The following is a 19,014-nucleotide window of genomic DNA, read 5'->3' on the forward strand; positions in this document are numbered from 1 at the left end:
CCATCGCCGACGCCACCAGGCCGGCCGACCAGCTGCCCGCCCGACCGTCCACCCGCGGCGTCGCCCGCGTCGCGTTCGTCGCGGGCACCGGGCGCAGCGGCAGCACGCTCGTGAGCAACGTCATCGGCCAGCTGCCCGGCTGCCTGTCCGTCGGCGAGGCGCGCTACACCTGGGGCCGCGGAGCCGCGGCGAACCATCTCTGCGGATGCGGGAAACCGTTCTCGGAGTGTCCTTTCTGGCAGGACGTGATGGCCGAGGTCGCGTCCACTCACGGGGACCTCGACCCCGCCGGCACCGCCGAGCGGATCGACGCCCGGCTCCGCGTCCGCTCGGTGCCGGCCATGGAGCTGCGACGGCTGCGCGGTCGCCCCGAGGTCCTCCCCCACCCCGACGACCCCGTGATCGGCGACCTGTACCACGCGCTGGCCGCCCGGCCCGGTGCGGAGCAGGCGATCGTCGACTCCTCCAAGCTCCCCCCGTACGCGCGGCTGCTCGACGGGCTCCCCGGCGTGGAGGTCTTCCTCGTCCACGTGGTGCGCGACCCCCGCGCGACGGCCTTCTCCTGGCGCCGCAGCAAGGCGACGCGCGACGCCGCCGACAGCGCGCGGATGCCTCGCATCTCCGTGGTCCGCAGCTCGGTCATCTGGGTGCTGTGGAACCTCATGGTCCCGCGGTGGTGGCCGGCCGAGCGACGGATGACCGTGCGCTACGAGGACTTCGTCGACGACCCCGCCGCCGAGCTGGCCCGGATCGCCGAGGCGCTCGGGACGAGCGTCCCCGAGGGGCTCGTCGAGGGGTCGGCGATCCACCTGGCGCCCACCCATTCGGTGGCCGGCAACCCCGACCGGCTGGACGCCGGTGCGGTGCGCGTGCGCCGGGACGACGAGTGGCGCACGGCGATGCCGGCGCTGCAGCGCTGGGCGGTCACCCTGCTCTGCGCCCCCGGGCTGCGTCGCTTCGGGTACCGGGCCCGGGGCTGACGCCGGGTACCGGCCCCGGCGGGTCGGCTCACCCCAGCAGCGGCGAGCGGGCGGGGTCGAAGGCCATGAGGTCGTCCAGGTCGTAGCCGTAGCCGGCGATCTCCGCGCCGAAGCGCCGGGTGATGAGCGCGCGCTGCACCCTGCCCGGCCGCCAGGGCCGGCGGTAGGAGGCCCAGGTCCGCTCGTAGACGTCGCTGGCCGCGCCCCGCACGGTGTCCGTGGGGATGGGGCCGGCCAGGCCGAGGAAGGCGCGCACGCCCTCGAAGGTCGTGTCGGGGTCGCGCACGAAGTCCTCGTACCGCACGACGTGGACGTGCTCGAGGTGCGGCAGGTCCTCCCGGAGGATGCGGTGGGCGAGGAGCCAGTGCTCGACCAGGTCGCTCAGGGTGGCGAACTTGCGGGGGTCGCGCGAGAGGAAGTGGGTCCACTTGCGGGTGGACAGCGCGACCGTCACCGGGTGCCGGACGACCATGACGAACCGGGCTCCCGGGTAGAGCGCCTGGAGGAAGCGGCTCTTGGTGAGGTTCGGGGGCGACTTCTCGACGAGCCGGGACCGGCCGAGGTCCCAGTACGGCGTCCAGGCGGCGAGCAGGCGCTCGGCGCTCTCCGGTGACACGAGCGGGCTGGACTCGGTGACGTGGGCGCGCGGGTCGCGCGCGAAGTGGCCCGAGCCCCCGTAGGTGGTCCCCGGCGGGTAGACCGACTGCAGGTGCTGGCCCTCGTCCTCGATGACGCCGGTGCCCTCGAGGCCACTGACGTCCGGGTGCCGGGCCAGGATCCGGGCGAACGGCGTGGTCCCGCTGCGGTGGAGCCCGCCCACGAAGACGAGCCGGGACGGGTCGACGGAGGGGGCGCCCGCGGGGGGCGTCACGGTCCGGGGGTCGTTCACTGCGTGATCTCCTCGAGGGCGTCGGGTGCTCCGCTGGTCGTGATGAGCACCGGCTGGCGGGTGACCGTGGTGGCCGCGGCGCCGGTGGTGTCGGTGAGGGTGGCCGCGCCGTCGAGCACCGTCCCCGAGGACCCCGGCACCGAGGGCAAGCGGACCCGGGCCCCCGTGGCCCAGGTGACGACGGTCGGTCGGGTCGAGCCGAAGGTCGCGCCGGCCAGGCCGGCCCGGCCGACCGGGGCCACCGCGGCGCCGTCGGCGGCGGCCCGCGCGAGCAGGGCGAAGGCGCTGAACGAGCCGCGCACGTCGCCCGACGCCGTGACGAGACCGTGCAGGGTCGCCCCCAGGCGCCCGGACGGGTTGTCCTGCAACGGGAGCCACAGCACCTTCTGCACCCCGGCGGCCAGCGCGATGACGGTGGCCTTGACCACCTCGGCCGTGCGCGCGGACGGCTGCACCGAGCGGTCGTCGTCCCAGAGGCCGAGCTCCCACATCTCCAGCGGCACCGACGCGGGCGTCACCGAGCGCAGGTAGGCGAGGGTCGCGGGCAGGGCCTGCCACGGTTCGTAGAAGTGGACCTGGCGGACCTGGAAGACCCCCTCGGCGACGAGGTCGTTGATGGTGTCCGTGAAGCGGACCATCGACGCCGGGCCGGGGCGGGCCAGCTCGGCACGCAGCCCGGCGACGTCCGAGACGTCGTCGATGGAGGCCTCTCCGTCCCGGGTGCCGAACCGGCGCTCGTAGTAGGCGCGGTAGGTCCGCACCGCCTCGTCGTCGCGGCCGGCGTCCAGCAGCGCGGAGGCGACGGCGTAGCCCGTCCCGGCGCTGCTCACCGCGGCGTCGACCACGCGCGCCTCGGGGTCCGCGTCGTGCACCGCACGGGCGGCGGTCCGCGCGAGGGTCGCGTACTGCTGCGGCGTGCCGTCCCAGAAGCTCGGGCTGTTGACCTCGTTCTCGACGGCGTACTCGGTGACGCCCAGGGCGGAGTACCGCTGCACGGCCTGGCGCACGAAGTCGGTGTAGACCGCCATGTCGCCCGGCATCGCCGACTCCGTGACGCCCTGTCCCCGGGCGTACTTCGTCTGCCCGGGGGTGGCCCAGCAGCGACCCGTGCGGAGCTTGACGAGGCTGCCGATGCCGATCTCGCGGGCGCGCTGGACGTAGGAGTCCGGCACCGACCAGTCGAACTGCCCCCGGCGTGGCTGGACGTCGCAGAGGACGACCTCGACGTAGGTGTGCCCGCCGCGCAGCGCGGCGAGGGCGGGCCTGACGCGGTCGAACTCGGCCCAGACCCACTTGGCCCCGAGCGGCGTCGTCGTGTGCGTCGCGGAGGGGACCGGGGCCGGGGACGGCTCCTCGGTGCACCCGGCGAGCGCCACGAGGGCGCCGACCAGGGCGGCGACGAGTGCGGTGCGGCGGGAGCGGGTCATGGCCGGTCGGTTCTCGCTCCTCGTCGGCGTCGTCCTGGGCTCGGGGTGCACCCGGTGCGGGGTCGGGCGGAGCAGGGCCCCCTCACGGCGTCTCCCTCCCCCAGTGTAGGTGTGGCGTGCTCGGCGCCGGACCGGGTCCGGTCCGCGCGACGCCCGCCGGGACGAGGACCGCCCCGACCCCGAGGGAGGGGCCGGGGCGGTCGGGCCCGACGTCAGGGACGCAGCACCACGCTCATGCCGATGCCCTTGAGCGACGGGGCGTTGACCACGGCACTCGTGCCGGGGTCGGTGCCCGCCGAGGACGGGGCTCCGGCGTCCGAGACGAACGTGGAGTACCGCGTCGTCGAGGTCCCGAGGACCGAGCCCCGAGCGGTCTGCCCACCGGCCGGCGTCCACGAGTCCGTGGTGGTCGACCGGTCGGCGAACAGCGCGACGACGTAGTCACCGGCGAGGACCGGCTGGGCCGGCGTCAGGTGCGTCGCCGTCCCGGAGTCCGTCGTCGAGGCCGAGGCGGCCACACCGCCGTACCCGCGGTAGACGAGCAGCTGGGCCGTCGTGCGCCGCGAGACCGGCTGGGTCAGCGAGACCGAGCCGCCGGTGTCACCGGCCACGGCCTGCTTCGTCCAGACGACCGACGACAGCGCCGTCCCGATGTTCACCGTGCGCACACGGGTCCAGCCCGCCGGGTCGGACGTCGGCGTCGACGCCGGGTCGCCGACCCAGTGCACGAGCATCGTGTCGCCCGCCTGGGTCTGCGCCGGGACCGGGAGGGTCTTGACCGTGGCCGCGGCGTCGGTGGTGGCCGACCGGGCGACGAACCCGGTCCCGGCCGGTGCCGCCACCGGGTTCACCGTCCTGGTGACCGAGTCGGAGTCGCCGGCGTTGTCGGTCACCGTGAGGGTCACCGACTTCGCCCCGCCCGACGCGTAGGTGCGCGAGACGGACGGACCGGTGGCGGTGGTGCCGTCACCGAAGGCCCACGACCAGCCGGTCACGGTGCCGTCGGGGTCGCTCGACGTCGAGCCGTCGAACGAGCACGTCAGGCCGGTGCACGACGAGGTGAACGCGGCCACCGGCGCCTTGTTGGCCGCGGGGTTGCCCAGGAAGAGCGCCCGACCGTTCCAGTTGCGCCCACCCGTGCTCGGGCCGTCGACGCGGGTCTCGGACCCGGTCGTCGTCGTGCCGGTCCAGCCGATCGACCACAGGTCGCCCGTGCTGCGCTTGACGAAGTACAGCGTCGAGCCGGCGACGAACATCCCGCCGACGTCGGCGAAGCTCATCGACGAGGAGACGTTCGAGGAGACCGGGCCGACGATGCCGCTGTCGGGCGAGAACGGGATGGACCGCAGCGACGTCCCGCCGTTGGCGTAGTAGACGTTGCCGTTCGTGTAGAACATGCCGCGGACCGAGGACAGCTCGCCGTAGAAGTTGGGCGTGTTGCCGTCGTAGGTGCCGCCGCTGCCGTTCGGCCAGTCCTTCCACTTCGGGTCGTGGTAGGGGTTGACCGCGACCGGCGTGCCGATGGTGCGCCCGTCGAAGGAGGCGGTCATCAGCGTGCTGGCGGTGCCGTAGAACAGCTTGTCCCCGACCGTGAAGGCGCCGCGGACGGTCGACCAGTCGATGCCCGACGCCGAGAGGTTCTCGGGGCCGGCGGTGGTGCCGTCGAAGCGCCAGGAGGCGAGGGAGTCGGTCTGCACCGGGCCGGGGGTGACGTCGGTGCGGACGATCTCGATCGCGTTGACGAGCGGGTTCTCGACGACGTGGGTGAAGTCGATGTTGACGGTCCCGTCGCTCGTGATCGGGAAGGACCGCTTCGTGGCCCGGTTGTGGCCCACCTGGCCCGAGAGGTCGAGGTCGTCGATCTTCAGCGCGCCGTCGATGGACATGTCGAAGATGCGCTGCCCCGCACCCGCGGTGCAGTCGCACCGGTTGGCGAAGTAGACGTTGACCGACACGGGCACCCCGGCGGTCACCGGGAAGGACCACTGCAGCTCCGGGGCGCCGTCCGGGTCCCAGCGCTCGGAGTCGAAGAGCGCGGTCGGGACCGTGGCCGGCACGGAGGGGTCGTACGTGGCGGCCGGCGACCAGCCGGCACCGTTGCTGCCGGAGTTGCGGTACGGGCTGTCGAAGCCGTCGTCGGCGGCCCAGTCGGGGCCGGAGTCACCGGAGCCGACGGCCGGGCCACCGGCGTTGACGCGGTAGAGGACGTTGGTGGCCGAGCCGAGCCCACCCCGACCGTCGTAGACGGTGGCCGGGAGCGTCGGCGTGGTGGTCGCCGTCGCCGTGTAGCCGCCCTTGTAGGGGAAGAAGGCCAGCTTCTGGCGCTTGTAGGCCGGGTTGATGCTGATGTAGTCGGTGTCCGACCCGATCCAGATGCCGTCGCGGGCGGCGAGCATCCCGAAGACCGCGGTGCCGCGCGGGACGCGACCGGGGTTCCACTTCATCGGCACGCCCGAGAGCGGGTCGACGACGGAGAGGCCGGAGCGCGGGACGGCGCCGGGAGCGGCGAAGTCGTTGCCGAGCGTGTTGTTCATCCAGCGCTGGTGGCCGCCCACGTAGACGGCGCTGTCGGTGACCGCGACCGCCCAGATCGTGTCGCCGCCGGCCGAGGAGACCCACTCCGGCTTGGCGTCGACGACGGGGTTGCGCGTCGTCCACTTGGTCGCGGTGTCGCAGAGGGTGCCGATCGCGGGCCCGCCGCCGCCGCCGGAGCCGATGACGAAGTAGCTGCCGTCGGGCGAGAGCGAGACGGTGCGGACCGTCCAGTCGTTGGCGAAGTTGTAGCAGAGCGGCTTGAAGCCGTTGGTCTGCCACGGGTCGATCGAGGAGGAGGTGCCGGTGAGGTTGATCTGCACCGCCTGGTCGCGGTCGAGACCGTTGGCCTTGCGGAAGTTGCCGATGACGACGAGCCGGCTGCCGTCCTTCGTGATGTCGAGGGACTTGCCGCCGACGGCCTTCTGGACCTGCGTCGGGTCGGTGTTGTGGTGCTCGGTGAGGTCGACGCGCAGGGCGTCGGTCAGGGCGCCGGTGGTGGGGTTGAGGCTCGCGAGCCCCAGCCGCTGCGCCCCGCCGACGGTCGTGAAGTCACCGGCGAGGTAGAGGTTGCCGGCCCGGAACTTCAGGTCCTGGACGGCCTGGTCGATGGCCGGCGGCTTGAACCCGGCGATCGGCGCACCCGTGGTGGCGTCGAGGAGCGCGACCTTGTTGAGCGGGGTGCCGTTGACGTTGCGGATGATGCCGGCCGCGTAGATGGTGTTCGCGCTCGGACCCGGGGTCACGGCGTACACCTGGCCGAGGATCGTCGGGTTGAACGTCGCGTCGAGCGCGCCGGTCACGCGGTCGAAGGCCGCGAGCCCGGAGCGGGACTGACCCCCGACCTCGGTGAACGTCCCCGCGACGAAGATCTTGTCCCCCACCTCGGCGAACGACATGGCCTTGGTACCGACGGTGATGCCCGGCGTGGTCGCCGAGGGGATCTCGGTCGGCATGGCGCGGGGCGTCGGCGGAGACGCCGGGTCCGGCGTCGCCTGCGCCGGTGTGCTGCTGGCGATCACACCGGTCGCGAGGGTCATCGCGACGGTGACCACCAAGGATCGGAATCTCATGGGACGGCTCCTGCGTGTGCTCTGCCGCCGCGGCGGCTCCGTCGGGCCCTGCGCCCGCTGGCTGTGTGCTGGCTGCTCGAGGTGTGCGTCCCCTGCCGGACCGCGCTCAGCGGTTGGCATCGGCGATCATCCCCGCGGCAACGGTGCGGTTGGTGCCTTCGTCCACGAGGACGAAGCCCCCTGTGTTCCGGTTGCGCCCGTAGTCGTCGCACATGAGCGGGACGGTGGTGCGTAGCCGAACCCGGCCGATCTCGTTGAGGGAGAGGCCGGTTGCGTCCTCGTCGCGGTGAAGCGTGTTGACGTCGAGGCGGTACTGGAGGTCGCGCACGACGGCGCGCGCCGTGCGGGTCGTGTGCTTCAGCGCGTACTTGCGTCCCACCTGGAAGGGTGCGGTCTCGTCCATCCAGCAGACCATCGCGTCGATGTCCTGCGTGACGGTGGGCATGTTGTGCGGGCGACAGAGCATGTCACCACGCGAGATGTCGATCTCGTCCTCGAGGCGCACCGTGACCGACATCGGGGGGTAGGCCTCGTCGACCTCGCCGTCGGCGGTCTCGACGGCCGCGATGCGGGAGGTGAACCCCGACGGCAGGACCATGACGTCGTCGCCCTTCTTGAGGACGCCGCCCACGACCTGTCCGGCGTACCCGCGGTAGTCGTGGTACTCGTCGGACTGGGGCCGGATGACGTACTGCACCGGGAACCGGACGTCGATGAGGTTGCGGTCGCTGGCGACGTGGACGTTCTCGAGGTGGTGCAGCAGGCTGGCGCCGGTGTACCAGGGCATGTTCTCGGAGCGCTCGACGACGTTGTCGCCGCGCAGCGCGGACACGGGGATCACCTCGAGGTCGGGGATGCGCAGCTTGGTGGCGAAGCCGACGAACTCCTCGCGCAGCCGCTCGAACACCTCCTGCGACCAGTCGACGAGGTCCATCTTGTTGACGACGAGGACGATGTGCGGCACCTGGAGCAGGGTCGCGAGGAAGGCGTGCCGCCGGCTCTGCTCGACGAGACCCTTGCGCGCGTCGACGAGGACGAGGGCGAGGTCGGCGGTGGAGGCGCCGGTCACCATGTTGCGGGTGTACTGGATGTGCCCCGGGGTGTCGGCGATGATGAACTTGCGCTTGGGAGAGGCGAAGTAGCGGTACGCCACGTCGATGGTGATGCCCTGCTCGCGCTCGGCGCGCAGGCCGTCGGTGAGCAGCGCGAGGTTCGTGTGGTCCTCGCCGCGCTCCCGGCTGACCCGCTCGACGGCGTCGATCTGGTCCTGGAAGACGGTCTTGGTGTCGTAGAGCAGGCGCCCGATGAGGGTGCTCTTGCCGTCGTCGACCGACCCGGCGGTCGCGAACCGGAGGATGTCCATCAGAAGTACCCCTCGCGCTTGCGGTCCTCCATGGAGGACTCGCTGAACTTGTCGTCGCCGCGCGTCGCCCCGCGCTCGGTGATGCGCGTCGAGGCGACCTCGTCGATGACCGCGGCCACGGTGTCGGCGTCGCTCTCGACGGCCGCGGTCAGGCTGGCGTCCCCGACGGTGCGGTAGCGGACCCGCTTCTTGACGACCGCCTCGCCCCGACGCGGCTCGATGAACTCGTTGACCGCGTAGAGCATCCCCTGGCGGTCGACGACCTCGCGGTCGTGGGCGAAGTAGATGGAGGGCAGGTCGACCCGCTGGTGCTGGATGTAGTGCCAGATGTCGAGCTCGGTCCAGTTCGAGAGCGGGAAGACGCGGATGCTCTCGCCCGGGTGGATCCGGCTGTTGTACAGGCTCCAGAGCTCGGGGCGCTGGTTCTTGGGGTCCCACTGGCCGAAGTCGTCGCGGAAGGAGAAGATCCGCTCCTTGGCCCGCGCCTTGTCCTCGTCGCGCCGCGCGCCACCGAACACCGCGGTGTACCGGCCCTGCTCGAGGGCGTCGAGGAGGACGGGGGTCTGGATGCGGTTGCGCGTGCCGTCGGGGGGTGCGACCACGGTGCCGGCGTCGATGGCGTCCTGGACCGAGGCGACGACGAGGTTGACGCCGAGCTCGCGGACCCGCCGGTCGCGGTACTCGAGCACCTCGGGGAAGTTGTGGCCGGTGTCGACGTGGAGCACCGGGAAGGGGATGCGGGCCGGACGGAAGGCCCGCTCGGCGAGCTTCAGCATGACGATGGAGTCCTTGCCGCCGGAGAAGAGCAGCACGGGGCGCTCGAACTCGGCGACGACCTCGCGGATGATGAAGATGGCCTCGGCCTCGAGGGCCTGGAGGTGGCTCAGCTGGTACTGGTGCGGACCGGTCATGCGCTCCGTCCCCCCTCGATCGTGCGGATGGCCCCGAGGACCGTCTCGGCCACCTCGCGGCGGGCGACGACGACGTCGGGCAGTCGCGGGTCGGCGGCGTTGTAGGTGAGCGCCGATCCGTCCGTGCGGCTCGTGTGCAGGCCGGCGGAGGCCGCCACCGCGACGGGCGCGGCGGAGTCCCACTCGTACTGGCCGCCGGCGTGGACGTAGGCGTCGACGGTGCCGTCGAGGACCGCCGTGGCCTTGATGCCGGCGGACCCCATCGGGACCAGCTCGGCGTCGAGGTGCTCGGCGAGCGCCGTGACGAACTCCGGTGGGCGGGAACGGCTCACCGCCAGCCGGAGCGGGCCGGGGGCACGGTCGGGAACCACGGGCGGGGCGTCGGTGGCGACGACGTCACCACGCGCCGGGCGGGCCACCGCGCCGGCCGCGAGCGCGCCGTCGACCCAGAGGGCCACGTGCACCGCCCAGTCGTCGCGCGGGACCTCGCCGTACTCGCGCGTGCCGTCGAGGGGGTCCACGATCCACACCCGCGAGCTGTCGAGCCGGACGTGGTCGTCCTCGCTCTCCTCGCTGAGCACGGCGTCGGCGGGGCGCTCGGCGCGCAGCCGGGCGAGCAGCAGCTCGTTGGACCGGCGGTCACCCTCGGCGCGCAGCCCGGCGGCATCGCCGGTGAAGGAGCCCCGCAGGTCGAGCAGCAGCCGGCCCGCCTCGACGGCCAGGTCCCTGGCGAGCGCGTGGTCGGCGTCGAGCACCGACCCCGCCCCGGTGGTGGTCGTCATCAGTAGGCCCCCCGGCCTCGGAACACGGCGTTGGCGGTGCGGAACAGGATCTGCGCGTCGAGTGCGAGCGACCAGTTGTCGACGTACCAGAGGTCGAGGCGCACGGAGTCCAGCCAGGAGAGGTCGCTGCGGCCGGAGACCTGCCAGAGGCCGGTCATGCCGGGGCGCACCCGGAGGCGGCGCACGGCGTCGCTCTCGTAGCGGTCGACCTCGGCGGCCAGCGGCGGGCGCGGGCCGACGAGGGACATCTCGCCGCGCACGACGTTGAGCAGCTGCGGCAGCTCGTCGAGGGAGAACCGACGCAGCACCTCGCCGACCCGCGTGATGCGGGGGTCGCGGCGCATTTTGAAGAGGACGTCGTTGCCCTCGCTGTGCAGCTCGAGCTCGGCCAGCCGGGCCTCGGCGTCGACGACCATGGTGCGGAACTTGTACATCGAGAACACGCGGCCGCCCTCGCCGACGCGGTCCTGGCGGAAGAGCACCGGCCCGGCGCTGTCGCGCTTGATGAGCAGCGCGATGGCGAGCAGGACGGGGCTGATGGCGACGAGCCCGGCGAACCCGATGAGGCGGTCGCAGAGGAGCTTGAGCGCGTAGCGCCAGCCGCTCTGCACGGGGCGCTCGACGTGCAGCATCGGCAGGCCGGCGGCGCGGCGCATCGTCAGCCGCGGCCCGGCCACCTCGACGACGCCGGGCGCCACGAGCAGGTCGACGTCGCGCTGCTCGAGCGCCCAGCCGAGCCGGCGCAGCGTGTGACCGGCCATCGTGGGGCTGCTGGCGACGGCGACCGCCGCGATGTCCATCCGGTCCACGACGCCGAGGGTGTCGGCCTCGGTGCCGAGGACGAGGAAGCCGCGGGTGTTCTCGGTGGCGAGCACCGGGTCGTGGAGGTCGCTGACGCAGATGGCGGTGACCTTCATGCCCGTGGTGGCGGGGTCGCCCTCGATGCGGTGCGCGACGTCGAGCGCGGTGCGCGCGTCGCCGACGACGAGGGTCGGGCGCAGGTGCAGCCCGGCGTTGCGCTGGTGCACGAGGCGGCGGCGCACCGCGTACCGACCGAGGAGCGTCGCCCCCGCCGTGGCCGGCACCATGAGGAGCAGCACGCCGCGGGAGAACTCGAGCTGGAAGGCGAAGGAGGTCACCCCGACCAGCGCCACGAGCCCCAGCGCCGAGCGGGTGACCGCGCGGTACTCCTCGGTGCCGGCCCCGACGTACCGGGTGGCGTAGGCGCCGTTGCGGGCGAGCAGCCCGATCCAGGCGACCGCGGCGACGAGGAGGGTGAGGCGGACCGAGTCGCTGGAGCCCCAGAGGCCGACGCGGTCACCGAGGAGGGCGTTGCGCCCCGCGATCCCGACGAGCGCCCCGAAGAGGGCGGCCCCGGCGTCGACGAGGACGACGGAGCGGCGGTGCGTGCGCTCCCACGTGGTGAGCCCGGTCTTGACCCGGGCGTGGCCGTAGCTGGCCAGATCGATGTGTGCCGCGCCTCGTGGGGAGACCCACGGGCGCGCGCCAGTACCTTGAGCAATGCTCATCGAACCGTCGACCCCTGCAATCAACGTTGGTGTTCGAAGAGAGACGATGACGTCGGACCCCTGCACTCCGGCCGGCATCTCCGCCGTTCTTCACGTCGCCCCGGGCCCTGCACCCGGTTCGGCGTCTGAGCGGAGTCTAGGCACATCGGCCCCACCCGGGTAGTGCTTTCGGAGAAACTCGTCAGGAAACGGTCCAGAAGACGTTCACGCCGTGTTAAGCGCCGTGTTCCCGCCGGTCACCGGACCGTCGGTCAGCGCGGGGCGTGCACGCGCTGCTGGGCATCGAGCAGCCCGAGCGTCACGAGCTGCTCGACCGCGTCCGCCGCCTCGTCGAGGAGGAACGGCAGCTCCTTGCGCTCGGTCGGCGAGAAGTCGCGCAGCACGAAGTCGGCGGGGTCCATCCGGCCCGGCGGGCGCCCGATGCCGACCCGCACCCGGTGGTAGTCCTTGGTCCCCAGCGACGAGGAGATGGAGCGCAGCCCGTTGTGGCCGCCCTCTCCCCCACCGCGCTTGAGCCGGACCGTGCCGGCGTCGAGGTCGAGCTCGTCGTGGACGACGACGAGGCGCTCGGCCGGGACCGAGAAGAAGGAGAGCAGCGCCTTGGTCGGCCCGCCGGACTCGTTCATGTAGCAGGAGGGGACGCCGACCACGGCGGCGGGCCCGGGGACCCCACCCGGGCCGGTGCCGATGCGCACCTGCGCCGCGTGCGCGCGCGCCTTGTGGGTGCGCAGCGTGGTGCCCGAGCGGCGGGCGAGCTCGTCGACCACCATCGCGCCGACGTTGTGCCGGTTGCCCGCGTACTGCGGCCCGGGGTTGCCGAGGCCGACGACGAGCCAGGGTCCGGAGTCGCTCACGGCGTCGATCATGCCACCCGGCGCGGGTCCGCCCGCACCGGCCCGGCCGTCGCCGCCGGGCTCGCCCGGGGACGGCGACGGGGCCCGGTCCGTGCGGACCGGGCCCCGTCGGGGAGTGCGTGGGAGGAGGGGGTCAGCCCTCGTCGGAGGACTTCTCCTGCTCGCCCTCGGCAGCGGCCTCGCCCTCGGCGGACTCGGCGGCCTCGGCGGCCTCCTCGTCGGACTCCTCGCGCTCGATGCCGGCCTCGGCCTCGGCCTCCTCGAGCTCGGCCTCGAGCTCCTCGGCCGTGATCTGCTGGGTGATGTTGACGACCAGCGCCTCGGGGTCGGTGACCAGGGTGGCGCCCTTCGGCAGCTCCAGCTCGGAGGCGAGGACCTGCGTGCCGACCTCGGCGCCCTCGATCGAGTGGGTGAGGTTCTCGGGGATGTTGGTCGCCTCGACCTCGAGCTCGACGGTGCCCATGACGGTGGTGACCACGGTCTCGGGGGCGGCCTCGCCCTCGAGGTGGACGGCGACCTCGACGGTGACCTTCTCGCCCTTGCGGACGACGACGAGGTCGACGTGCTCGATGACCGGCTTGATCGGGTCGCGCTGCACGTCCTTGGCCAGGGCCAGGTGCTCCTTGCCGTCGATGACGAGGGTCAGCAGGGCGTTGGTGTGCTTGAGGGCGAGCATCGACTCGTGGCCCGGGAGGGTGATGTGGACCGGGTCGGTGCCGTGGCCGTACATGACGGCGGGGATCTTGTGGTCGCGGCGGATCTTGCGGGCCGCGCCCTTGCCGAACTGGGTGCGCAGCTCGGCGGCGAGCTTGGTGTTGTCGGACATGTGGATGGCTCCTGGGGGTGGGTCGTGGAACGGTCTGTGCGTCCTCGACGCGGGGCGTGGCACCGAACCGGCGCGCGAACGGCCCGCGGACCCGGTGGGTCTGCGTACCGCCAGCGTCGATCACGGATGGTCGCGGGCCCTGCGGCCCGGCCGGACTCCAGCGTCCGGTGCGACGTCCCTCGCCGAGGCAACCCGGAGAGTCTAGGCGACGGGGGACGGAAGGTCGAAATCGGCGCCGTCGTGCTCGCTCTCCTCCGCCTGCGCCCGCTCGCCGAGCCGCACGGCGGCCACTCCCGCGAGGATGACGACACCGCCGACGAGCTGCCAGGGACCGGGGAGCTCGCCCAGCACGAGCCAGGCGAACAGCACCGCGAAGAGCACCTCGGTGAGCCCGACGAAGGAGGCCAGGGTCGAGCCCAGGTGGCGGGCGCCGAGGACCCCGAGGACGTAGGCGACCGCGGCCGCGACGACGACGAGCTCGGCCAGGGCCAGCCAGGCCGGGGCGTCGAGGCCGGCGACGTCGACGACGGAGGCGCCGGCCCGCATCGGGAGGACGCCCAGGAGCCCGAGGGCCGCGAGGACGACGGCCCCGGCCCCCAGCCCGAGCCCGGCGAAGGTGAACGGCGGCAGCGTGGTCTCGCGGGCGGCGAGGACGTAGTGCCCGGCGAGGCCGGTGGCGGCGAGGAGGCCCCACGCGACCCCGACGAGGTCGGGGGTGCGCTGGCCGGTGACGTCGAGGACGAGCGCCAGCCCGACGAGGGCGAGCACGATCCCGAGGCCCGTGAGCCGGTGGGGGCGGCGGCGGGTCAGGGCCCAGACGCAGAGCACGACGAGGACGATGCCGAGGTACTCGATGAGCAGGGCGACCCCGACGGCGAGGCGCTCGACGGCCTGGAAGTAGCCGAGCTGGGCCGCGGCGACGGCGAGGCAGCCGTAGCCGACGACGAGCGGCAGCTCGCGGACGACGTCCTGCAGCCGGTGCCGGACCTGCCACAGCCCGACCGGGAGCAGCAGCAGCGCGGCGCCGGCGATGCGGAGCAGCACGACGGCGCCCGGCGACCACCCGGCCTCGATGAGGGCCTTGGCGAACGGCCCCGAGGTGCCGAACGCCGCGCTCGAGAGGACGAGGGCGAGCAGGCCCACCCCCATCCGCCGGCGCATCGCCTCGACCACGTCGTCCTCCTGGGGTCCCGGCCCTCGTGTAAGGACCGACGTATAGTGACGGTCATGACGCTAGGGCCTTCACCTGTCAGGAGTCAAGATGGTTTTCACTGCTGACACGGACGTCACGCTCGCGCACGCCGCGGCGCTGGCCAACACCGGTCCGGGCCTCGGCGCCGAGGACCGCGAGGAGCTCCCCGACCTCGCCGCGCTGCGGGCCTGGTTCGACCGCTGGGAGTGGACGGGCCGGCGGCCGTCGTCGGCGGCCGAGCTCGAGGCCGTCCACGAGCTGCGTCCCCGGCTGCGCCGGCTGTGGTCCCTGCGCGACGAGGCCCTGGTGGCGGAGGCCAACGCCCTGCTCGCCGAGGGCGGCGCGCTCCCCCGGCTCGTGCGGCACGGCGCGCTCGGCTGGCACGTGCACGCCACGTCCGACGACGCCCCGCTCGAGCAGCGGGTCCGCGTCGAGGTGGGGATGGCGCTCGTCGACGTCATCCGCGCCGACGAGGTCGACCGGCTGCGGGTGTGCGCCGGCGAGGACTGCGAGGACCTGGTGATCGACCTGTCCCGCAACCGGTCCCGCAAGTTCTGCGACGGCACCTGCGGCACGCGCGCGAACGTCGCGGCCTACCGCGCCCGCAAGGCCGCCGAGGCCTGAGCGCCGGGGGTCAGGCGCGGCCGCCGACTCATGGGGCCGGGCACCCCCGTCCATGAATCGACACATTCGACGATTCGTGGACGTGTGGCCGGGCACCCCCGTCCATGAATCGACACATTCGACGATTCGTGGACGGCTCCGGGCTGGAGCGGCCGGGGTCAGGCGCGGCCGCCGAAGAGGCTCGTCACCGAGCCGTCCTCGAAGACCTCCTTGACGGCCGCGCTGATGAGCGGCGCGATCGAAAGCGTCGTCAGGCCCTCGAACTCCTTCTCCGGCGGGATCGGGAGGGTGTTGGTCACGATGACCTCGCGGGCCGAGCACGCCTGCAGCCGCTCGACGGCCGGCTCGGAGAGGATCGCGTGCGTCGCGGCGATGACGACGTCCTTGGCGCCGTCGGCCATCAGCGCGTCGGCGGCCTTGGTGATGGTGCCGCCGGTGTCGATCATGTCGTCGACGAGCACGCAGACGCGGCCGCGCACGTCGCCGACGACGCGGTTGGCGACCATCTCGTTCGGCCGGTTGATGTCGCGGGTCTTGTGGATGAAGGCCAGCGGGGCGCCGCCGAGCCGCTTGGACCACTGCTCGGCGACCTTGATGCGACCGGCGTCCGGCGAGACGACGGCGAGGTGCTCGTCGCCGTACTTGCGGGCGACGTACTCGGAGAGCACCGGGATGGCCATGAGGTGGTCGACCGGCCCGTCGAAGAAGCCCTGGATCTGGTCGGTGTGCAGGTCGACGCAGATCAGCCGGTCGGCGCCGGCCGTCCTGAACATGTCGGCGACGAGGCGGGCCGAGATCGGCTCGCGGCCACGGTGCTTCTTGTCCTGGCGCGCGTACCCGTAGAACGGCATGACCACGGTGATCCGCTTGGTGCTGGCCCGCTTGAGCGCGTCCACCATGAGCAGGTGCTCCATGATGTTCTCGTTGATCGGGCTCGTGTGGCTCTGGATGACGAAGGCGTCCGAGCCGCGCACCGACTCCTCGAAGCGCACGTAGATCTCGCCGTTGGCGAAGTCGTAGGCGCTGGTCGGCACGAGCTCGGTGCCCAGCTGGGCCGCGACCTCCTGCGCGAGACCGGGGTTGGCCCGACCGGAGAAGACCATCAGCTGCTTCTTGGGCCGCTTCCGGATGTTGGCCGAGGGCGGTCGGGTGTCCTTGCTCACGGGGTGGGGTCCTCCGGGGTCGGGTCGGTGTCCGGGCTCTGCTGTGCGGCGCGGGCGCGCGCGGCGGCCTCCGCGGTGCGCGTCCCCGCCCGGGCGCGCTCGACCCAGCGGTCGACGTTGCGCTGGCGCCCCCGCGCCACCGCGATCTGGCCGGGCTCGACGTCCTGGGTCAGGGCGCTGCCGGCCGCCACGTAGGCGCCGTCGGCGACGTGGACCGGGCTGACCACGACCGTGTGCGACCCGACGAAGCTGTGCGCCCCGACCGTGGAGTGGTGCTTCGCGACGCCGTCGTAGTTGGCGAAGATCGTGCCCGCCCCGATGTTCGCGCCCTCGCCGATGGTGACGTCGCCGGCGTAGGTGAGGTGCGGGACCTTGGCGCCCTCGCCGATGTCGGCGTTCTTGGTCTCGACGAAGCCGCCGATCTTGCCCCGAGTGCCGAGCCGGGTCCCCGGCCGCAGGTACGAGTACGGCCCGACCGTGGCGCCGTCGCCGATCACCGCGAGGTTCGCCACCGCGCGGGTCACCTCGGCGCCGTCGCCGACCTCGGTGTCGGTGAGCGTGACCTCCGGGCCGATGCTCGCGCCCTCCCCGATGCTCGTCGCCCCGAGCAGCTGGGTGCCGGGCAGCACGGTGGTGTCGCGGCCGATGGTGACGTCGACGTCGACCCACGTCGTGGCGGGGTCGACGATGGTCACGCCCGCACGCATGTGCTGCTCGCAGACGCGGCGGTTGAGCTCCTTGCCGAGCGCCGCCAGCTGCACGCGGTCGTTGACGCCCTCGGTCTGCCACGGGTCGTCGATGACGTGCGCGCCCACCGCCCGGCCGTCCTCGCGGGCGATCTGCACGACGTCGGTGAGGTACTTCTCTCCCTGCGCGTTGTCGGTGCCGACCCGCGCCAGCGCCTCGCGCAGCAGCGCGGCGTCGAAGGCGTAGATGCCCGAGTTGATCTCGGTGAGCGCGCGCTCGTCCTCGCTGGCGTCCTTCTGCTCGACGATGCGCGCGACGTGGCCGTCGGCGTCCCGGACGATCCGGCCGTACCCGGTGGGGTCGGGCAGGTGCGCGGTGACGACCGAGACGGCGCTGCCGGACGCGGTGTGCGCCTCGGTGAGCGCGACGAGGGTCTCGCCGCTGAGGAGCGGCACGTCGCCGTAGGTGACGAGGACGGTGCCGGCGAGGTCCGCGGGGAGGACGTCGAGGCCGCACTCGACGGCGCGCCCGGTGCCCTTGACCTCGTCCTGGTCGGCGATGACGAGCCCGGCGTCGAAGGAGGTGCAGAACTCGACGACCCGGTCGCGCTCGTGGCGCACGACGACCGAGACGTGCTCGGCCTGCGTGGCGCGCGCGGCGCGGACCGCGTGGCCGAGGAGGGTCGTCCCGCCGATGCGGTGGAGGACCTTGGGGGTCGAGGACTTCATCCGCGTCCCCTCGCCTGCGGCGAGGACGATGACGGCGGCCGGTCGGGTCGCGTTCACGCGCTGTGCTCCAGGTGAGGTCGGTGCCACGGGCCGGGCGCCATGCTACCGCCGCGGCGCGGGTCCCCCGGCCGCCAGGGTGGGCACCCCGGCGGAGGCGGCGGCGAGGACGGGCAGGCGGCGCAGGGCGAGGGTGAGCAGCCCACCGGCGAGGAGCAGGGATGCCGCGAGCACCGTGACCCCGGGCCACCCGTCGGAGGCCCACAGGTGGGCGGCGAGGGCGCCGAACCCCGAGGCGCCGAGGTAGTAGGAGAACAGGTAGAAGGAGGCCGCCTGCCCGGCGGCGACCCGGCCCGCGTGCGCCCGCGCGGGCACCCATCCGCTCGCGAGCCCGTGCACGACGAAGAAGCCGGCGGTGAGCACGGCGACGCCGGTGACGACCACGGCGAGCCGGTCGGAGAGGGTCAGCGCCAAGCCGGCGAGGGCGAGGAGCACCCCGACCGGGGCCACCGCCCGCCGGCCCCACCTGTCGGCGAGCCGGCCGGCGAGCGCTGACCCGACGGTGCCGGCCGGGTAGACGAGGAAGAGCAGGCTGGCCGCGCCCAGGCCCAGGTGGAACGGGGCTCCCTCGACGCGGAAGCCCATCGTGTTGAAGACGGCCGTGAAGGCACCGACCGCGCACGCGCCGACGGCGTAGAGCGCGAGGAGCGCGGGGTCGGAGACGGCGAGCCGGGCCCGACGCAGGGCGGCCCGGGCGCCGGCACCGGCCGGGACGAACCCCCGCGACGGTGGCAGCAGCAGGCGGACGACGACGGCACAGCCCAGGCCCAGCGCGGCGGCGCCCGCCAGCGCCCACCGCCACCCGGCCACCTCCGCGACGGGACCGGTGACGAGCCGCCCGGCCATCCCGCCGACGGCGGTGCCCCCGATGTAGAGCCCGGCGGCGCGGGCCTGCGTGGAGGGGTGCAGCTCCTCGCGCAGGTAGGCGGTGGCGACGGCCGGCAGCCCGGCGAGGGCCACCCCTTGGAGGGCCCGCAGCCCGACGAGCGCCGGCCACGTGGGCGCCAGTGCGCAGGCCGCCGCGACGAGCGTCGACGCCGCGAGCGAGAGGTGGACGATGCGGGTCCGGCCGACGCGGTCCGAGACCGGCCCCACCACGAGCAGGGCCAGGGCCAGCCCCGCCGTCGTCGCGGACAGCGACCAGGTGCTCGCGGCGCGCGAGACCCCGAAGTCGTCGGCGAGCAGCGGGAAGAGCGCCTGGGTGGAGTAGAGCAGGACGAAGGTGGCGATGCCGGCGGCGAAGAGCGCCAGGACGACGCGTCGGTGCTCGGGGCTGCCGGCCTCGTGTCCGGCGTGGGTGGCCGGCGGAGCGGTCGCCGGCGCCTCCGGCGCTTCGGTGGTCATCCGTCCACGGTGCGGGCGCAGGGGCGATACGTCCAATGTCGTCCATGTCGTCT

At 73.3% G+C, this 19,014-nt stretch carries 15 protein-coding genes; 2 read left to right on the plus strand and 13 right to left on the minus strand.

The window, feature by feature from the left end:
- Positions 1-32 precede the first annotated feature (32 nt).
- Positions 33-980 carry a sulfotransferase family protein gene (locus ACQZ2A_RS05145; protein ID WP_430208089.1) on the plus strand — a complete coding sequence of 316 codons (948 nt, stop codon included), beginning with the start codon at positions 33-35 and terminating at the stop codon, positions 978-980.
- A 28-nt stretch (positions 981-1,008) separates the two neighbouring features.
- Here the strand turns inward: ACQZ2A_RS05145 and ACQZ2A_RS05150 are convergent, their stop codons facing one another.
- The 10 genes from ACQZ2A_RS05150 to ACQZ2A_RS05195 all read right to left on the minus strand — a co-directional run bounded on the left by ACQZ2A_RS05150 (position 1,009) and on the right by ACQZ2A_RS05195 (position 14,339).
- A complete protein-coding gene (locus ACQZ2A_RS05150; protein WP_430207953.1) occupies positions 1,009-1,869 on the minus strand; it encodes a sulfotransferase family protein in 861 nt (286 codons plus the stop codon).
- Entirely contained in the window at positions 1,866-3,296 is a 1,431-nt protein-coding gene (locus ACQZ2A_RS05155) for a hypothetical protein (RefSeq protein ID WP_430207954.1), read from the minus strand. The genes ACQZ2A_RS05150 and ACQZ2A_RS05155 overlap by 4 nt, the downstream gene beginning before the upstream one ends.
- Before the next feature lie 212 nt (positions 3,297-3,508).
- Complete coding sequence (locus ACQZ2A_RS05160; RefSeq protein WP_430207956.1) at positions 3,509-6,901, minus strand: PKD domain-containing protein; 3,393 nt, start codon at positions 6,899-6,901, stop codon at positions 3,509-3,511.
- Between the two features lie 106 nt (positions 6,902-7,007).
- Positions 7,008-8,264 carry a sulfate adenylyltransferase subunit 1 gene (locus ACQZ2A_RS05165; protein WP_430207958.1) on the minus strand — a complete coding sequence of 419 codons (1,257 nt, stop codon included), beginning with the start codon at positions 8,262-8,264 and terminating at the stop codon, positions 7,008-7,010.
- Positions 8,264-9,175, minus strand: coding sequence for a sulfate adenylyltransferase subunit CysD (gene cysD / locus ACQZ2A_RS05170; RefSeq protein WP_430207960.1), 912 nt, complete (start codon positions 9,173-9,175; stop codon positions 8,264-8,266). Before cysD ends, ACQZ2A_RS05165 begins: the two co-directional genes overlap by 1 nt.
- On the minus strand, positions 9,172-9,957 hold the full coding sequence (locus ACQZ2A_RS05175) for a 3'(2'),5'-bisphosphate nucleotidase CysQ (RefSeq protein WP_430207963.1): 786 nt from the start codon (positions 9,955-9,957) through the stop codon (positions 9,172-9,174). Before ACQZ2A_RS05175 ends, cysD begins: the two co-directional genes overlap by 4 nt.
- Positions 9,957-11,486 (minus strand): sugar transferase, encoded by a 1,530-nt coding sequence (locus ACQZ2A_RS05180; protein WP_430207965.1) that lies wholly within the window; start codon positions 11,484-11,486, stop codon positions 9,957-9,959. The genes ACQZ2A_RS05175 and ACQZ2A_RS05180 overlap by 1 nt, the downstream gene beginning before the upstream one ends.
- A gap of 251 nt (positions 11,487-11,737) precedes the next feature.
- Entirely contained in the window at positions 11,738-12,352 is a 615-nt protein-coding gene (pth, locus tag ACQZ2A_RS05185; RefSeq protein WP_430207966.1) for an aminoacyl-tRNA hydrolase, read from the minus strand.
- 121 nt (positions 12,353-12,473) lie between these two features.
- Positions 12,474-13,166: a 50S ribosomal protein L25/general stress protein Ctc gene (locus ACQZ2A_RS05190; protein WP_430207968.1), complete on the minus strand. Its 693-nt coding sequence runs from the start codon at positions 13,164-13,166 to the stop codon at positions 12,474-12,476.
- Positions 13,167-13,367: 201 nt separating this feature from the next.
- The gene (locus ACQZ2A_RS05195; RefSeq protein WP_430207969.1) at positions 13,368-14,339 is read right to left on the minus strand and encodes a DMT family transporter; all 972 of its coding nucleotides are present in this window, start codon (positions 14,337-14,339) and stop codon (positions 13,368-13,370) included.
- Positions 14,340-14,427: 88 nt separating this feature from the next.
- Here ACQZ2A_RS05195 and ACQZ2A_RS05200 point away from each other — a divergent pair, with 88 nt between their 5' ends.
- Positions 14,428-14,982, plus strand: a complete 555-nt coding sequence (locus ACQZ2A_RS05200; RefSeq protein ID WP_430207970.1) for a CGNR zinc finger domain-containing protein — start codon at positions 14,428-14,430, stop codon at positions 14,980-14,982.
- A 158-nt stretch (positions 14,983-15,140) separates the two neighbouring features.
- Here ACQZ2A_RS05200 and ACQZ2A_RS05205 read toward each other — a convergent pair whose 3' ends face one another.
- The 3 genes from ACQZ2A_RS05205 to ACQZ2A_RS05215 are packed head-to-tail and all read right to left on the minus strand — an operon-like array spanning position 15,141 to position 18,961.
- Entirely contained in the window at positions 15,141-16,145 is a 1,005-nt protein-coding gene (locus ACQZ2A_RS05205; RefSeq protein WP_430207971.1) for a ribose-phosphate diphosphokinase, read from the minus strand.
- Entirely contained in the window at positions 16,142-17,617 is a 1,476-nt protein-coding gene (gene glmU / locus ACQZ2A_RS05210; protein ID WP_430207972.1) for a bifunctional UDP-N-acetylglucosamine diphosphorylase/glucosamine-1-phosphate N-acetyltransferase GlmU, read from the minus strand. Before glmU ends, ACQZ2A_RS05205 begins: the two co-directional genes overlap by 4 nt.
- A 45-nt stretch (positions 17,618-17,662) precedes the next feature.
- On the minus strand, positions 17,663-18,961 hold the full coding sequence (locus ACQZ2A_RS05215; RefSeq protein ID WP_430207973.1) for an MFS transporter: 1,299 nt from the start codon (positions 18,959-18,961) through the stop codon (positions 17,663-17,665).
- Positions 18,962-19,014: the final 53 nt, after the last annotated feature.

This window comes from Phycicoccus avicenniae (genome assembly GCF_050496545.1).
In the GTDB taxonomy this organism is placed as follows: Bacteria; Actinomycetota; Actinomycetes; order Actinomycetales; family Dermatophilaceae; genus Phycicoccus; species Phycicoccus avicenniae_A.

What these genes read in the sequence shown, in the direction of transcription:
- ACQZ2A_RS05155 (WP_430207954.1), bottom strand. Translation starts at nt 3,296, where the DNA reads ATGACCCGCTCCCGCCGCACCGCACTCGTCGCCGCCCTGGTCGGCGCC.
- ACQZ2A_RS05160 (WP_430207956.1), bottom strand. Translation starts at nt 6,901, where the DNA reads ATGAGATTCCGATCCTTGGTGGTCACCGTCGCGATGACCCTCGCGACC.
- ACQZ2A_RS05165 (WP_430207958.1), bottom strand. Translation starts at nt 8,264, where the DNA reads ATGGACATCCTCCGGTTCGCGACCGCCGGGTCGGTCGACGACGGCAAG.
- cysD (WP_430207960.1), bottom strand. Translation starts at nt 9,175, where the DNA reads ATGACCGGTCCGCACCAGTACCAGCTGAGCCACCTCCAGGCCCTCGAG.
- ACQZ2A_RS05175 (WP_430207963.1), bottom strand. Translation starts at nt 9,957, where the DNA reads ATGACGACCACCACCGGGGCGGGGTCGGTGCTCGACGCCGACCACGCG.
- ACQZ2A_RS05180 (WP_430207965.1), bottom strand. Translation starts at nt 11,486, where the DNA reads ATGAGCATTGCTCAAGGTACTGGCGCGCGCCCGTGGGTCTCCCCACGA.
- pth (WP_430207966.1), bottom strand. Translation starts at nt 12,352, where the DNA reads ATGATCGACGCCGTGAGCGACTCCGGACCCTGGCTCGTCGTCGGCCTC.
- ACQZ2A_RS05190 (WP_430207968.1), bottom strand. Translation starts at nt 13,166, where the DNA reads ATGTCCGACAACACCAAGCTCGCCGCCGAGCTGCGCACCCAGTTCGGC.
- ACQZ2A_RS05200 (WP_430207970.1), top strand. Translation starts at nt 14,428, where the DNA reads ATGGTTTTCACTGCTGACACGGACGTCACGCTCGCGCACGCCGCGGCG.
- ACQZ2A_RS05215 (WP_430207973.1), bottom strand. Translation starts at nt 18,961, where the DNA reads ATGACCACCGAAGCGCCGGAGGCGCCGGCGACCGCTCCGCCGGCCACC.